Below are 15,115 nucleotides of genomic sequence, written 5' to 3'. Positions count from 1 at the left end.
TGATGACAGAGCTATTTATATCCGCCTTTATCACGCTGTTTGTTGTGATTGACCCGCCCGGGTGCGCGCCAATCTATGCGGGTCTTACGAAGAACGCGCCGCCCATAATGGCGCGCAATATGGCGTTGCGGGCCACTGCAATTGCATCGATAATCCTGCTGTTCTTCGCGCTATTTGGTGAAGAACTGCTCGGCGCTTTGCACATCCAGCTTGATAGCTTTCGCATAGCGGGCGGTTTGATGCTGTTCTGGATTGCATTCGAAATGGTGTTCGAGAAACGCCAGCAGCGCCGCGAGGAACGGGCTGAGAAGGTGAGAGCTACGCCCGAATTTGAAGATGTGTCGGTTTTCCCGATGGCCATGCCGATGCTGGCGGGGCCGGGCGCGATTGCCGCGATCATGCTGCTCCAAAATGAGGCGAACAGCACGGAAGAGACTTTGGCGGTGATGGCCGCGCTTGGCGCCGTTCTGCTGATTGCCGCGCTGGCATTGGTCGCTGCGGGGCCACTGATCCGCTTGTTGGGAGATCGGGTAGAGGCGGTAATCACACGGCTATTGGGCGTGCTTCTCGCCGCACTTGCCGCGCAATATGTCATCGATGGCCTCAAGGGCAGCTTCGGCATTTAAACTTCAATTGTCGGGACAAAAAGTCCCCGAAATCCGCACCTGTCAAAAGTTTTTGACCCGACAGGCTGCCCGGACTGACTCGACGATTAGGGTGGTAGTTAACCGTAATCCAATGCTTGGACGCGGGTTTCGGGGTATCCGATGATGGCCAGCGAGGTGTGGCCGGCATCGAGAATCTGCTCAGGCTCAGAAGCTATCCGAGATGACGAAAATGCGCCTTGGAGGAGCTGCATCAGAGAGCGTATGATAACCTTTGCAGAGCCGATCACCCGTCCTGCAGTGATCGCGTCGCGTGCAATCTCTTCAATATAACCTTCGATTTGCAGGAAGATGCTCGCGGCCTCATCGCGGATCTGAGGCATTTCAAAATTCAGCTCCAAGACTAAACCGATAATCGGGTAGCCAAGAACGTCGTCCTTGGCCTTATTCATCTCTACATTTGCGAAATAGGCGTAATTGTAAATCGCTGCGAGGCGTTGGTCAGGCGTTCAATGCTGCCTGAAGCTGTGTTCGAACATTTCCTCAAGCGTGCGGATGTCATGGTCGCGCGCGGATGCCAAAGCAAGTTCGCCCTTGTCAGCAAAGTATCGATACACTGTTGCTTTGTTAATCCCGGCTGCGCTGCCGATTTCGTCAACTGATACACCGTTAAAGCTACGTTCCCAGAGCAGCTCAGCCGCGTTAGCGACAATGCGCGGCCTTTTGCGTTCGCCTTTGGTAGGAAAAGCTACGAAGTTCATAACTCACCGAATAGTTAGTTTTGCTGCAGGTGCAAAGCCTGGAAACGCAACTCGAGGTTGCAGTTCAGTTGTTTATTGCAATGTAACCCGGTCATCGTCACCATCGCGGCGGCCGAAGAAGTACATGAGCTGGATCAGCAGTTCGCACCTTGCGGGTATATCCGGCGCTTCGAGCAGCGCCTGCTTTGACGCTGGATCAAATGGCGCGATCTGCGACACGCCATTGATCAACGATTCATTGTCGAGCCGCTCGATAGAGCTCCAGTCTACACTGTACCCCTGATTATCGGCAAAGCGTCGTGCCTCGCGTTCAAAACCGGCTCGCTCGACGGCAGAAAGTATAGCGTCTTCGTCTTCTTCGATCAGTTCGGCTTCGACCTGTCGGAAAGCGGTTGTAACATCAAGCTCGCGAATGACGCGGAAGCGCGCTTGCCCTTCTAGCACGAGATTATATCGCCCGTCGTCTATGGCCTCGATGTCGCCGATGCGGCCTACGCAGCCGATCTCGTACAGCGGTGCGCCATCCACCGGCTTCTTCGGCTGGATAATGGCAATCTGACGGTTGCGAACGAGCGCGTCACCCACCAGCGCGCGATATCGCGGCTCGAATATATGCAGCGGCAATTGCAATCCCGGAAAAAGGATCACGCCCGGTAAGGGAAATACAGAAAGCCGCACGCTCACTCAGGTTCAGCCGAACAGGATGTGTGACAGCTTGCGGCGATTGGCGACAACCCACGGATCTTCCAGGCCAACCACCTCGAATATCTGCAGCAGCTTCGCCTTGGCGGCGCCTTCATTCCATTCGATGTCCTTGGCGATCAAGGAAAGCAACGTGTCTGCGGCTTCGTCACGCTGGCCGGCAGCAAAAGCAGCTTCGGCGAATGCAAATCCAGCATCCATGTCATCGGGGTTAGAGCTGGCAGCATCGCGCAGTGCAGCCAGCTCGCTGTCATCGACCTGGCTTGCGGACAGTTCCAGCGCATTTTTAGCCGGCGTGAGGCCGGGATCATTCTGAATCTCTGGCATCAGTGCATCAAAGATCTGCTGCGCCTGTTGCGCTTCACCTGCAGAAATCAATGCACGAATCAAACCGGCGTGGGCGTTGACGCTGTCGGGTGCCATTTCGACCACTTGCGCAAAGATGGTCACAGCCCGCGTAGCATCGCCGTCGGCAAGCACTTGCTCTGCCATATCTATGAATTGGCTGACATCCTGTTGTGGCTGTTCACCATCAGCGCCGGCTTGCACCGCAACCTGTGCCAGAATCTGGTCGAGCATCTGCTTGATCTGGCCTTCGGTGCGTGCCGGCGTCATATCGGCCACCGGTTGTCCCTGAAACATGGCGTAAACCGTGGGGATCGATTTGACCTGGAACTGTGATGCGATGAATTTCTCTTCATCGACGTTAACCTTGACTAGCACAACGCCCTTGTCCGCGTATTCTGCTGCAACTTTCTCCAGCACCGGGGTCAGCTGCTTACATGGCCCGCACCATTCGGCCCAGAAATCGACGATCACCAGCTTGGTCATCGACGGTTCGACGACATTGGTCTTGAAGCGGTCGACAGCTTTCTGTTCTTCAAGATTGAGGCTCATGCTTGCCAAGGTAACTGCTCCTGATACGGTTTGTACGGAGCATTTACCGCTCCGCCTACGCCGCCTTTATGTGGGGAATGCTGCGCAAATGTGAAGGGGGACATTGGCGGCGATGGGCCGCGTGTGCAAGCTTAGCATTTTCCGCTTGCCGGGCCGCACTAGCGCTGCTAATCGCGCCGCCTCCCCAGCAGAGAGATGCCAATCGGCCGAATCTGCGGAGCGTCAGTGAGCGGGCGTAGCTCAGGGGTAGAGCACAACCTTGCCAAGGTTGGGGTCGGGCGTTCGAATCGCCTCGCCCGCTCCATTTTTCATAAATATTCCAGTGTTTTATAAAAACCTGGTTTATTTATTTTCCCAAAAAACCCCATAAACGGATCATAAACGGATTTAGCCGTTTTTGAGGTTGCGTTTATGGCTGAAAAACCTGCGCGGAAACGTGCCGAGCCCAAGGTCCTAGAAAGCAAGACTTTCAAGGATGGTGCGATCTATCTTTATCGCCGAGCCGATTACAAAAAGCCGATCTGGTTCATTCGGATTAAAGTGCCAGGAGCCAAAGGCTACGTCTGGCGATCGAGCAGAAGCACGGATCAGTTTGAAGCTTATCGGATAGCCGAAGAACTATACCACCAGTCGCTGGTGAAGGTGCTGAGCGGAGGTAAGCTGACCTCCAAGCGGATCAGCGATGGGCTTATTGCCTATGTGAAAGATCTGGAAAGCGAGCGCGATAGGCTGTCAGTCCACTACAAGATCCTGCTGGCAGAGAGGCTAAAGCCCCTTGTGAAAGGCAAGCTCTACGAAGAGGTCGATACTGCCTTTATCGTTCAACTCACCAAGAAGCTCGTCGAGGCATCAGCCAAACAGCAGCTCTCACCCAACACGATCAAACGCCTTCACGCTGACATCCGGCAGTTCCTGAATTGGTCTGTCGAGATGGGCTACCTTGATAAGGTTCCTGCCTTTCCGAAGGTATCGAACGAACAAGCCAGACGCCCACACTTTGATATTGGCGATTGGCGAAAGCTGGTTCGATATCTGCGCGAACATATCAAGAAGGCTCATCCATCGGTTCGACGCGATAGAAGCCTTCTGGCGAACTATGTGCTGGTCTTGGCGAATACCGGCATTCGAGTGGGTGAGGCTAAAACGCTTAAGTGGCGTGATGTGCGCTACGTGCCGATCAACGACTCAGGTCAGAGCTATAACGTGGTTCTGACGGTGAAGGGTAAGACCGGCATTAGGGAAGTCGTGGCACGAACCCCTGCCGTGCGGATCTATCTTGAAGCTGTGCGCGAGCTAAGGCGAGAGGATCTGACCAACCCCAAGTCCGACATCTATGGGAAGAAGGACGTACCAGCGGACGGCTATGTGTTTTGTGGGAATGATGGCTTGCCCATCAACTCGTTTAAGAAGTCCTTTGCCACTCTGCTGCGCGATGCTGGGGTTGAGTATGACAGCTTTGGGCAGAGGCGATCACTTTATAGCCTGAGACATACCTACGCCACGTTCCGCCTTGAGAATGGGGTGAACCAATATATTCTCGCACGGAATATGGGGACGTCAGTGGCGATGCTCGAGAGCTTTTACGGGCATACCACCAATCTGGCTTCTGCCAGTGAGCTGACAAAGATGAGGTGAGGCAGATCCGATGGTCGAGAGCATCAATTTGGATAACTGGTTTCCAGATTATCAGACCATGCAGGCGATAGACCAATACCTCGTTTCTGAGTGGGGTATTGAGTATTTTTTCTCTTACGACCAATTCAGTGATAAATATCAGAGAGTTGGGAGAAGGGGGTGGGGCGACTTCGAAAGGCTTTGCAAGAAGAAAAATGAGAAGCTTGTCACTGATGCCATGGCGAATTTCGACATCCACGCTTTGCACGTTTCTCAGTGGCGCAGGAGTTATGTTCTAGACCTCGTAGCACTCACTTACGAGTGGATGCAGCGAAAGCCAATTTCAGGGAAGGTAATCGATATTGGTTGCCAGAACGGCATTCTCCTGAAGTTTGTTGCTAAGAAATTTCCCAACCAGTTCTTCGGGATCGATCCCTCCTCCAAAGCTATCACTGCGGCGAAGGAGCAGCTTGCAGGTATCGAAAATGTGTCGTTTGCGACCAATTCGCTGCCACTAACGCTGAATGAAAAATTCGATTTGGCTATCTGCCTCGATGTCCTGCATCACCTTGATGACAAGGACCAATACGCAGCAGTGAAGAGTATCCTGCAACTGCTGGATTCGGGGGGCTCTGCTATCATCGCGACTCAGACTTTTGAGGACGCCGACTGGTGGGATGCTATTCAGCCAGCCTTGAATGAAACCGGGTGCGAGCTTGTAGCGGCGGGCAGAGTTGGGGGTGCCTATAGGGGTGGCTCGGATGAGATCCCAGCTGACTGGTCTTCATCTGGCGTGGGAATATTTCAGATGACTGGGAGGTCGGCGGCAACGACGGATGTAGAGGGACTGGCGCAGAAGTTTAAACTCTACTGGGATAATTTTTTTGCACCTTATGCAAATCTGCCCACCACTCTCTGGGGCGAAAAGACACTGGGTTTCGAGGCGGCAACGCGCCGTAAGGCTTCTAGCTAAATGACTTGCTCGACCTGACTTACTTTACGCGGTAAAGTTCCGCCATTGAGAATAAGTTTTCTTCTCCCAAAATGCGAGTTTGCGGATAAGGTCGGCGTGGAGGGATCGTGTCGCGACTGATTCCCGCGAATACAGATTGAACCGGAGGGGCAATGAGCAGCACTGATTTCAAACAAACTCTCTGGAAGGCAGCGGACAAACTCCGTGCCCAGATGGATGCGGCAGAATACAAGCATATTGTCCTTGGTCTGATCTTCCTGAAATACATCTCTGACACCTTTGCCAAGCAGCAGGACAAGGTGCGGGAGATGGTTTCAGACCCTTCGTCGGACTACTTCATCAGCCAAGACCCATTGGAGTTCGCTGGAGAACTCGAGGAGCGCGACTACTACACCCAAGACAACGTGTTCTGGGTTCCTCAGGAAGCGCGCTGGGAGTCGCTCCGGGCGAAGGCGAAGCAACCCGACATCGGATCACTGGTCGACGGCGCGATGACCGCCATCGAGAACGAGAACCCTTCCTTGCGCGGCAAGTTGGACAAGCGGTTTGGTCGCGCGCAGTTAGGTCAGGGAGTGCTTGGCGAACTGATCGATCTCATCTCGACCATCGGGTTTGCAGATAAATCCGGTGCCAGCGACGTGCTGGGCGAGGTCTACGAGTATTTTCTGGGGCAGTTTGCCTCGGCAGAAGGCAAGAAGGGTGGGCAGTTCTATACCCCTTCACACGTTGTAAAGACGCTGGTTGCCGTTCTCTCTCCCCATAATGGGCGCGTGTATGATCCGTGCTGCGGGTCGGGGGGAATGTTCGTTCAGAGCGAAGAGTTCGTGAAGTCGCACGGTGGGCGGGTCGATGACATCTCGATCTACGGACAAGAGAGCAATCCGACCACTTGGCGTCTCGCGGCAATGAACCTCGCCATTCGCGGGTTCGCTGCTGATTTGGGCAAGGAACCAGCAGATACCTTCGCGCGCGATCAGTTCCCTGATCTCAAGTTCGACTACATCATGGCGAACCCGCCGTTCAACATCTCGGACTGGGGTGGGGAGAAATACGAGAGCGATCCGCGTTGGAAGTTCGGTCGTCCACCAGTCGGCAACGCTAACTACGCATGGTTGCAGCATATGCTCTGGAAACTGCGTCCGGGCGGTCAGGCGGGCGTTGTTCTCGCCAACGGTTCGATGAGTTCCAACCAGAGCGGCGAAGGGCAAATTCGCGAGGCGATGGTCCGTGGCGATGTGGTCGAGGTGATGATCTCGCTGCCCGGTCAGTTGTTCCTCAACACGCCGATCCCGGTCTGCCTTTGGTTCTTAACCAACGATAAGACGGCAAACGGACGCGATCGGCGCGGTGAAACCCTGTTTATCGATGCGCGTCAGTTGGGTTCGATGGAAACCCGAGTTCTCAAGGTCTTCTCTGACGACGATATCGCGAAGATTGCTGACACCGTGGAGGCATGGAAGTCCGGTAAGGGTTACGAAGATATCGCTGGATTCTGTAAGTCAGCGTCGCTGGATGAGATCAAGAAGAACGGGTTTGTGCTGACACCTGGGCGGTATGTCGGGGCGACTGACGCCGATGATGACGACGAAACTTTCGATGATAAAATGCTTAGACTGAGCGGTTTACTAAAACAGCATCTCGCTGAAGGAGAGGCGTTGAGTTTGGCGGTCACTGATAACCTGAAAAGGTTGGGTTATGAGTGAGTTGGTGCAGATCGAGCAAATCGCTAGGGTAAAGCAAGGGCGATACACTGCACCCTCTGAGTTGTCTGAAAAACCAACCGGTGATGCTAATGTTCCAGTTTGGGGGGCGAATGGCATCTTAGGGTATACGCAGAACGCCACCTACGAAGAGGCGCAACCTCTGGTTACCTGTCGCGGTAATGGGTGCGGTCTAGTTCAATGGTCAGGCGGCAGGTCTCACGTTTCAAATAATGCGATGGCGATAGTTCTGAAGGATGCGTGTCCGGCATCTTCAAAATATCTCTACTATTCACTGTTCGCTTCGAAATTTGACGATGTGACTACAGGTTCGGCGCAACCACAGATAACTATGGGGCATCTGAATAAGAAAGAAATTTTCTGGCATTCAGACGCAAGTGAGCGGAATTCAATCGCTCACATCCTCGGCGCGCTCGACGACAAGATCGAACTCAACCAGAAGATGAACGAAACCCTTGAGGATATTGCCAAGGCAATCTTCAAGTCGTGGTTCGTCGATTTTGATCCTGTGCGCGCCAAGGCAGAAGGTCGCCCTACAGGTCTGCCTGCCGAGATTAGCGACTTGTTCCCGGATGCGTTTGAGGACTCGGAGATTGGGGAGATTCCGGCAGGGTGGGAAATCAGATCTGGAAGCGATATATACTCACACCAAAAAGGTCTCTCCTACAAAGGAGAATTCTTATCAGATAGTCCCGTCGACATACCAATGCTAAACTTAGGTTCGTTCGCCGGAAACGGTGGGTATCGGGAAGAAAAACTTAAATTTTATCGTGGCGATTTTAAAGATCGACATTGCATAAATGAAGGGGATCTTCTGTTAGCAAACACCGATCTTACGCAGGATCGCTTAATTATCGGGTCTCCGATTTTGGTTCCTAATGCTCCCAGTGGGCACAGATTTTACCTGCACACTCATCACACCACGAAAATTACTCCGAGAGATAAAAGTGGTGTCTCGAGCATCTTCCTCTATTTCACCTTTCTTCAAAGCAGTTTCAGAGAGAGGGTCTCGGGTTTCGCTACGGGTACGACCGTTTTGGCGCTGCCCAAAGACACGTTTGATGCTCTTCAATTGATAATCCCGTCGCTGTCTGCGCGAGTAAAATTTGAAGAAATAGTCACGCCTATCCTCGCTAGAAGGACTCTTATTGCGACCGAAAATGGGGTTCTGAGGGAACTTCGCGACACGCTTCTCCCCAAACTCATCTCCGGCGAACTGCGCATTCCCGATGCCGAAAAGTTCCTTGAAGAGGCGGGCATCTAATGGCGCTGGTCACCGAGGATCATGTCGAACTTCAAACCATCGAGTGGTTCAGGGAACTCGGTTATCAGTACCTGGTCGGGTATGACATCGCACCTGATGGCGAGGCGCCGGAGCGAGCAGACTACCGCTCCGTCACACTCAAGGATCGCCTGCTTTCCTCACTGAAGCGCTTGAACCCTGAAATCCCGCAGTCGGCGATTGACGCTGCGTTCGCGCAACTGATCAATCCCAACATTCCCGCGCTGATGTCATGCAATAGACAGGTGCATTCGTGGATCACAAAGGGGGTGAAAGTCACCTACCATGAGGGCAATCAGGAAGTCGGCAAGCAACTCAAGGTCATCGACTTTGAGAACCCGGAGAACAATGATTGGTTGGTGGTCAACCAGTTCACGATCCACGGGGTGAAGCAGAACCGCCGCCCCGATGTGCTAGTTTTCCTCAACGGATTACCGCTGGCGGTGATCGAACTGAAGAATGTGGCGGACGCGAAGGCGGACATATGGGCGGCATATAACCAGTTGCAGACCTACAAAACCGACATTCCTGACCTGTTTAACTACAACACATGCTTGGTTATCTCCGACGGTATCTATGCCCGCTTGGGATCACTGTCTGCCAATGAAGAGCGGTTTATGCGCTGGCGGACGATTGACGGGGTAAATGTTGACCCGCTGGGGCAGCACCGCGAACTGGAAACCCTGATCAAAGGTCTGTTCAGTAAGCAGGTGTTCCTCAACTATCTGCGCTATTTCTGCATTTTCGAGGATGACAAAACCCTCATCAAGAAGATCGCGGGGTATCACCAGTTCCACGCGGTTCAGGCAGCGGTCGAAAGCGTCGTCATCGCATCTGGAAAAGGCGGCACCAAGAAGGGCGGCGTTGTCTGGCATACGCAAGGTGCCGGCAAGAGCATCGAGATGGCGTGTTTGGCAGGTCGCTTGATCTCAGAACCCCGCCTTGAAAACCCAACCCTCGTGATGGTCACGGATCGACAAGACCTTGATGGTCAGTTGTTCGGCGTGTTCGCCAACGCGGGCGAACTGCTGGGTGAAACGCCTAAGCAGGCAAACTCGAGATCCGAACTTCGCGAGCATCTGATGAACCGACCGTCGGGCGGGATCATCTTCACTACCATTCAGAAGTTCGGGTTGGAGGCGGACGAAGACAAATTCCCCGTCCTGACCGACCGTCACAACATCGTTGTCATCGCGGACGAAGCGCATCGCACCCAATATGGGTTCAAGGCGAAGATTGACGGCGAGAGTGGCGCAATCAAATATGGTCTGGCGAAATCGCTAAGGGATGCTCTGCCTAACGCAACATTCCTCGCCTTCACCGGAACCCCAATCTCGCAGGATGATAGAGACACGCAGGCAGTCTTCGGCGAATATGTTTCGATCTACGACATCCAGCAGGCGGTCGATGATGGCGCGACGGTGCCGATCTACTACGAGTCACGCCTTGCGAAGATCAATCTCGACCACACTGCCCTGCCTACCATCGATGACGAAGTAGAAGACATTCTCGAAAGCGAGACTGCGGACGAGCGCGAGAAAGAACGGGCGAAAAGTCAGTGGTCGGCACTTGAGGCAATCGTCGGGACGGATGCACGGTTGCAAGTGGTCGCAGAGGACCTGATCAAGCACTACGAAACGCGCAGTCAGACCCAACCCGGCAAGGCGATGGTTGTCGCCATGTCACGGGACATTTGTGTCCGACTGTATGACAAGATCGTCGAGTTGCGCCCTGAATGGCATTCAGACGATCATATGCAGGGCGTAATCAAGGTCGTGATGACTGCCTCCGCATCGGACAAGGCGTATCTGCAACCGCATCACACGAACAAGGCGCAGAAGAAGGATCTCGAAAAGCGGTTCAAGAACCCTGAAGACCCTCTGAAAATCGTGATCGTGCGTGACATGTGGTTGACGGGTTTCGACGCACCATGCCTTGCGACCATGTATATCGATAAACCGATGCAGGGTGCGAATCTTGCTCAGGCGATCGCTCGGGTGAACCGCGTCTTCAAGGACAAACCCGGCGGTCTGGTGGTCGACTACATCGGCATTGCCCCTCAACTCAAAGAGGCGCTGGCAACCTACAGTGCTGCACGAGGCAAAGGTCGACCGACTATCGATTCTAGTGAAGCGCTGCGCATCCTGAAAGAGAAGATTCAGGTCGCACGGGACTTGCTGCATCCGGTCGATTGGAGCGGTTTCAGAAAGAATGCCCTCCTTCTCATTCCCGAATGCCTCGATCATGTTCTAGAGCAGGAAGACGGCAAGCGTCGCTATGCAGACACGGTTCTGCAAATGACAAAGGCGTTCGCTTTGTGCGGCACCCTTGATGAAGCGTTGGAACTGTCCCCTGAGGTTGCATTCCATCAGGCAGTCCGAGCACCGCTGATCAAGGATGGTGCGGGCAATACGCATCCTAGGAAGGATATTGACTACGAACTACGCCAGTTGGTGTCTCAAGCAGTTGTCGGCGAGGGCGTCTCTGACATCTTCAAACTTGCCGGATTGGACACGCCTGACATCTCGATCTTGTCGGATGACTTCCTCAAGGAAGTGCTGAAGATGCCGCATAAGAACCTTGCGGTCGAACTGCTTCAGCGCCTGATCAAGGACGAGGTAAAATCCAAGTTCAAGACCAATGTCGTGAAGCAGCGAAAGTTCAGTGACCTTCTCGAAAAATCGCTCGGCAAATACGCCAATCGGGCGGTTGAGGCAGCACAGGTCATCGAGGAACTGATTGCCATGGCGAAACAGTTCCAAGCGGACCTTGCTCGACGTGAAAGTCATAAACTTACCGACGAGGAAGAGGCATTCTACGATGCCCTTGCCCAGAATAATTCCGCTCAGGAGTTGATGGGCGAAGAGGTGCTGGTCGAGATGGCGCGGGAGGTGGCAAAGAAACTTCGCGAAAACCTAACTGTCGACTGGGCGGTGCGGGATAGCGTTCGCGCGAAACTGCGTATTCTGATCCGCACACTGCTTCGGAAATATCGTTACCCGCCTGACCAACAGAACGACGCCGTTGATATGGTGCTGCGACAGGCAGAGGCGATCTCAGAGGATCAGGTTTACGCTTAGCACGAAAGAGGCGAGGGTATATGAAAAGTGAGGCGACGCTGAGTTCAGCACCAGAACCATTCAAGGTGTTTCTGGAAGAATTGTCGAAAAATATGTCCTCGAAGGGACCGGTAATATTTTTCAATCAACACGCGATCCCGATCCGCGATGTTGCCCCTCCCTCCAACGCGGTGGTTTTTTCTGTTTGTGGAGGATCCAACGAGACAGTCTCCCATTTCTTTGAACGTCATAAGGGCGCCTCACTAATCATCTGGGACACCGGTGTGAACCTTCATACGGGCGGGGAGTCTTACTTCGGTATAAAAAACAATGCGGAATTCGCATATGCGATTGAATATGCAGATTATTTGGCGGCAGAGGGAGTGGCGCTATTGCCTACCTTCACGTTGGGTCTGTCAACACGAAATGGTCAAAAATGTATCGACGTTCTGAACAAAAAGGGCTTCGATGTCCGCGGGTACCTAGAGTTACCACGCAGCGTATATGGCGTTTCGTCTAATCTCTTGTTTGCGGTGATCTCGAGGGGAAGTTTTGAGCATACTTTCTTATACTCGCTAAGCGATCTCTCTAGCACATTTGAAGCGCGAAGTGCTGCAAATTTCCTGACTCGACATCTTGGCGGAGACCCTGACGCGCCCCTTGATTCATGCAAAAAGGCGGAGTTCTCTGGTTTCGCAAACTTTTACCTCCGCCAGGAAATATCCTCGATACTTTCGAATGATCGAAATTTTGAGCGGAAAAAGATGTCGGACCTCGTGGAAGGCATCCGCAAATACGACCCGTCTGAAACCTCAATTGGCGACAACACTTTGCTGCTCAACACAGTGGCGACGGTATCGAAAAAGAATGTCGCTTTCCGGTCGCTAGAAGACATAAATCCAAGACATCGATACTTTCGCGTTGACCTAAAATCAGAGATCGACCGAGATTATGCCGTGTCCTTTTTCAACACGGAGCTAGGTAAGAAAATCCTGCTTTCCGCCTCTACAGGCAGCACGTTACCGAACCTTAGCACAAAAAGCATTCTGTCGCTCGAGATCCCCTGTCCGCCTCAAGATATGCAAATTCAGATTTCCGATACAAACCGCAGTCTAAAAATGCTGTTTGAGCAGATGGACAAACTCTACCAAGAATTGGTTTATAATCCTAGAAACGTCGACAGCATCCAGAATGATGTAACCAAACTACTCGAATCAATCGACCGTCTTAGCATAGTCGACAAGATCAAATCAGAAATTCGCAGTGGAGAAGGGAAACACCTTGAATTCAAGCAAACCATCTCTCTCTGCGTAAGGGATGGGATAAAGAAACCCGTAATAGAACACGAAATAATGAAAACTCTGTGCGGTTTTATGAATACTGATGGCGGTGTTTTGCTTGTAGGGGTAAATGATGATGGGCTTATCACCGGAATTAATCAGGAGATGAAGTCTTTATATAAAAAAAGTAAAGATGAGTATCTAAAAAAGATTCGCAATCTCGTTGTCAATCACATCGGTAAGGAGGTTTTGAATCTCGTTGATTGGAAGATGCACGACATTGACGGAAAAAGCATAGTTCGTTTTTTGGTAAAATCATCCTCACAAGCAATTTGGTTGAAGTGGAATAATGCTTCTGAGTTTTATATTCGCACAAACCCAGCAACAGATCGTTTAGATGGCAAGGAGATGGTCGCCTACATCAATCAACGCTTCGACACCGCATAATTTTCTGTGTTGCTAATGCCTGTGCTCGCTGAACAGTGGAGGTCAAAGCGCCCAGTCGATCAGCCGTCTTTCGCATCGATAGACCGCCGTTCAGCAGTTTGAGGATCGGGGTGAACGCAGAAGCAAGCGTTAGGGAAGTAGCATCACTCGACAAAGTTGATCATTGTGCCGCCAGCGAGTCTTCCGTGCCCACGCAGGCAGTCCAGCCTTCTCGTTCCTGATCGGCAAAGAGATGTAACTGCGAGCGATCGCCAGCACTGACCATGTCATGCACCAAATCGTGCGCACCCTTTGCACTTGCTGATTTGCTGGGTTGCTCAACCTTGGCTGATGGGATCAGAACTTCCATCGCCGAGAGCTCAAATACGCGAGCAGAGCTATCCCGCTTGGCAATGCCATAGATATGTGGCGAGCTCACATGGTCATCGCTAAAGCATAAGGCTAGAAGATCAGTGGGGAAAACATGAATCCGCAAATCCGATTGGCGCTTGAAGGTATACGGGCAGGGAAGCGGACGCGCACCGAGCTCCTAAAAATTCGTGATAACGCAAAGGCTCTGCTTGATCGCGGTAATCAGGAGATGCGTCTAATTATCGACGAGATAAATCTGACGACGGTGCCTCCACTGCAAGCGCATTATGTGTTCATGGGGTTCTGTCCCGACGCTAACTTCGAGAATCGGCAGGATGAGATATGGGTCAGAGATGGTGTCTGCCTGTTCGATTTCGTTGAGAGCGAGCATCAGCTTAAGCGGTTTGGAGAGATCCTACCCGGCGACACCGTGGTGCTCAAAAAGATCGAAAAATTTGGCGAAACTATGTGCGTTTATCACCATGGTACCGTGACCCAGATTGTAGATTCCAAGCTGACAAATAAGCCATATTTGCGCGTCGATTGGTGCACTCCAGAAGAGTTTATCGAGGTGCCGCTAATGGCTTGCAACGGAACCGTAGATGTCCGGTCTTTGGAGACCGTTGAACGCGAAATGCCTGCTGAGTTTTGGACTTGGTTGAATAGAGAGAAGCTGCTCAATCAGAGCTAGTTTCCCATAGGAAACTTTCCTCTTCCCACGTTCTCAATCAGCCGCTGAGCCTGCTTAAGCTTACGGCTGACACCAGCGGTCATGGAGAGCTTCTTGTCCTTGGCTGCGGCATCGTTGGTTCTGAGCTCTTCCGCTGTCAGTCGCGTTGATACCCCAACCTCCTGTGCGATTTGCCATAGCGGCATTGAAGGGTTGGCTTGTTTACGATCGTAGCACTCGAGCGTCGTCTTCAGCGCCATCACATCAAAAGCCTGAGCCAGAGGGTAGCGTGCCTTGCTGGTCTTGATGCGTTTTTCGCCTCGCTGGCGTGTCTGGCTCTCTTTCAGGATTTTGTTGATCCCTGCCGTGATTGATCGGCGTTTGAAGTCGAGCGGTATGGCAACGATCAGAGTGTTCTCATCACGACCTGCCTGAACCAGATCCAGCACCTCATCATCAGATAAAGCCCAAACCCCAACAGGGGCAGGAGGCTCTGCAAACAGGTGGACGCCATTAGCTCGCCACCATGTCTTGAAGTCCTGGGAGTGGACGTTTCCAAAGTCCGCATAGAGCCGAGCGTAGGGTCCTGAGCCTCCGCGATCACAGCAGGCTTTATAGCCCTCATGGCGCCTCAGGTACTCCCACCACAGGTAATAGATATTGTCCTGCCAGCGCACGCCGTTCTCGGAGTGGCTCTTGCGGAATAGCGGATGCTTTCCGACGAAATTGCGTGCGAACTCGCGCCTCATGCTA

The 15,115-nt window shown here is 52.6% G+C and carries 14 protein-coding genes and 1 tRNA gene; 9 read left to right on the top strand and 6 right to left on the bottom strand.

The features are described from left to right. Positions 1–2 precede the first annotated feature (2 nt). Positions 3–626 carry a MarC family protein gene (locus QZ487_RS01245; protein ID WP_296024092.1) on the top strand — a complete coding sequence of 208 codons (624 nt, stop codon included), beginning with the start codon at positions 3–5 and terminating at the stop codon, positions 624–626. Between the two features lie 98 nt (positions 627–724). On the opposite strand, the gene QZ487_RS01240 is transcribed toward QZ487_RS01245, so the two are convergent. From QZ487_RS01240 to QZ487_RS01225, 4 genes are all read right to left on the bottom strand, one after another. Continuing rightward, positions 725–1,057 (bottom strand): hypothetical protein, encoded by a 333-nt coding sequence (locus tag QZ487_RS01240; RefSeq protein WP_285975969.1) that lies wholly within the window; start codon positions 1,055–1,057, stop codon positions 725–727. A gap of 57 nt (positions 1,058–1,114) precedes the next feature. Further along, the gene (locus QZ487_RS01235; protein WP_296022994.1) at positions 1,115–1,366 is read right to left on the bottom strand and encodes a TetR/AcrR family transcriptional regulator; all 252 of its coding nucleotides are present in this window, start codon (positions 1,364–1,366) and stop codon (positions 1,115–1,117) included. A gap of 72 nt (positions 1,367–1,438) precedes the next feature. Then, the gene (locus QZ487_RS01230; RefSeq protein WP_285975967.1) at positions 1,439–2,044 is read right to left on the bottom strand and encodes an LON peptidase substrate-binding domain-containing protein; all 606 of its coding nucleotides are present in this window, start codon (positions 2,042–2,044) and stop codon (positions 1,439–1,441) included. Positions 2,045–2,056: 12 nt separating this feature from the next. Beyond that, on the bottom strand, positions 2,057–2,965 hold the full coding sequence (locus QZ487_RS01225) for a tetratricopeptide repeat protein (RefSeq protein WP_285976921.1): 909 nt from the start codon (positions 2,963–2,965) through the stop codon (positions 2,057–2,059). A 229-nt stretch (positions 2,966–3,194) separates the two neighbouring features. Here QZ487_RS01225 and QZ487_RS01220 point away from each other — a divergent pair. The 7 genes from QZ487_RS01220 (at position 3,195) to QZ487_RS01190 (ending at position 13,341) form a co-directional block, all read left to right on the top strand. Beyond that, positions 3,195–3,269: transfer RNA gene (locus QZ487_RS01220), tRNA-Gly, on the top strand. Between the two features lie 107 nt (positions 3,270–3,376). Beyond that, a complete protein-coding gene (locus QZ487_RS01215) occupies positions 3,377–4,600 on the top strand; it encodes a tyrosine-type recombinase/integrase (protein ID WP_296022993.1) in 1,224 nt (407 codons plus the stop codon). 10 nt (positions 4,601–4,610) lie between these two features. Continuing rightward, positions 4,611–5,552, top strand: a complete 942-nt coding sequence (locus QZ487_RS01210; RefSeq protein WP_296022992.1) for a class I SAM-dependent methyltransferase — start codon at positions 4,611–4,613, stop codon at positions 5,550–5,552. A 152-nt stretch (positions 5,553–5,704) separates the two neighbouring features. Next, on the top strand, positions 5,705–7,255 hold the full coding sequence (locus QZ487_RS01205) for a class I SAM-dependent DNA methyltransferase (protein ID WP_296022991.1): 1,551 nt from the start codon (positions 5,705–5,707) through the stop codon (positions 7,253–7,255). Further along, complete coding sequence (locus tag QZ487_RS01200) at positions 7,248–8,537, top strand: restriction endonuclease subunit S (RefSeq protein WP_296022989.1); 1,290 nt, start codon at positions 7,248–7,250, stop codon at positions 8,535–8,537. Before QZ487_RS01205 ends, QZ487_RS01200 begins: the two co-directional genes overlap by 8 nt. Continuing rightward, the gene (locus QZ487_RS01195; RefSeq protein ID WP_296022988.1) at positions 8,537–11,635 is read left to right on the top strand and encodes a type I restriction endonuclease subunit R; all 3,099 of its coding nucleotides are present in this window, start codon (positions 8,537–8,539) and stop codon (positions 11,633–11,635) included. The genes QZ487_RS01200 and QZ487_RS01195 overlap by 1 nt, the downstream gene beginning before the upstream one ends. Positions 11,636–11,655: 20 nt before the next feature. Continuing rightward, positions 11,656–13,341 carry an RNA-binding domain-containing protein gene (locus tag QZ487_RS01190; protein WP_296022987.1) on the top strand — a complete coding sequence of 562 codons (1,686 nt, stop codon included), beginning with the start codon at positions 11,656–11,658 and terminating at the stop codon, positions 13,339–13,341. A 160-nt stretch (positions 13,342–13,501) separates the two neighbouring features. Here QZ487_RS01190 and QZ487_RS01185 read toward each other — a convergent pair whose 3' ends face one another. Further along, on the bottom strand, positions 13,502–13,759 hold the full coding sequence (locus tag QZ487_RS01185; protein ID WP_296022985.1) for a hypothetical protein: 258 nt from the start codon (positions 13,757–13,759) through the stop codon (positions 13,502–13,504). Positions 13,760–13,804: 45 nt separating this feature from the next. Here QZ487_RS01185 and QZ487_RS01180 point away from each other — a divergent pair, with 45 nt between their 5' ends. Beyond that, entirely contained in the window at positions 13,805–14,383 is a 579-nt protein-coding gene (locus QZ487_RS01180) for a hypothetical protein (protein WP_296022984.1), read from the top strand. Here QZ487_RS01180 and QZ487_RS01175 read toward each other — a convergent pair. After that, positions 14,380–15,111, bottom strand: coding sequence for a hypothetical protein (locus QZ487_RS01175; RefSeq protein ID WP_296022983.1), 732 nt, complete (start codon positions 15,109–15,111; stop codon positions 14,380–14,382). The two genes, QZ487_RS01180 and QZ487_RS01175, sit on opposite strands and share 4 nt — an antisense overlap. Between the last annotated feature and the right edge of the window lie 4 nt (positions 15,112–15,115).

Source organism: uncultured Altererythrobacter sp. (assembly GCF_913057185.1).
GTDB lineage: Bacteria > Pseudomonadota > Alphaproteobacteria > Sphingomonadales > Sphingomonadaceae > Erythrobacter > Erythrobacter rubellus.
Note: the sequence above shows the minus strand (reverse complement) of the source record. Positions and strands in the feature narration are given on the sequence as shown.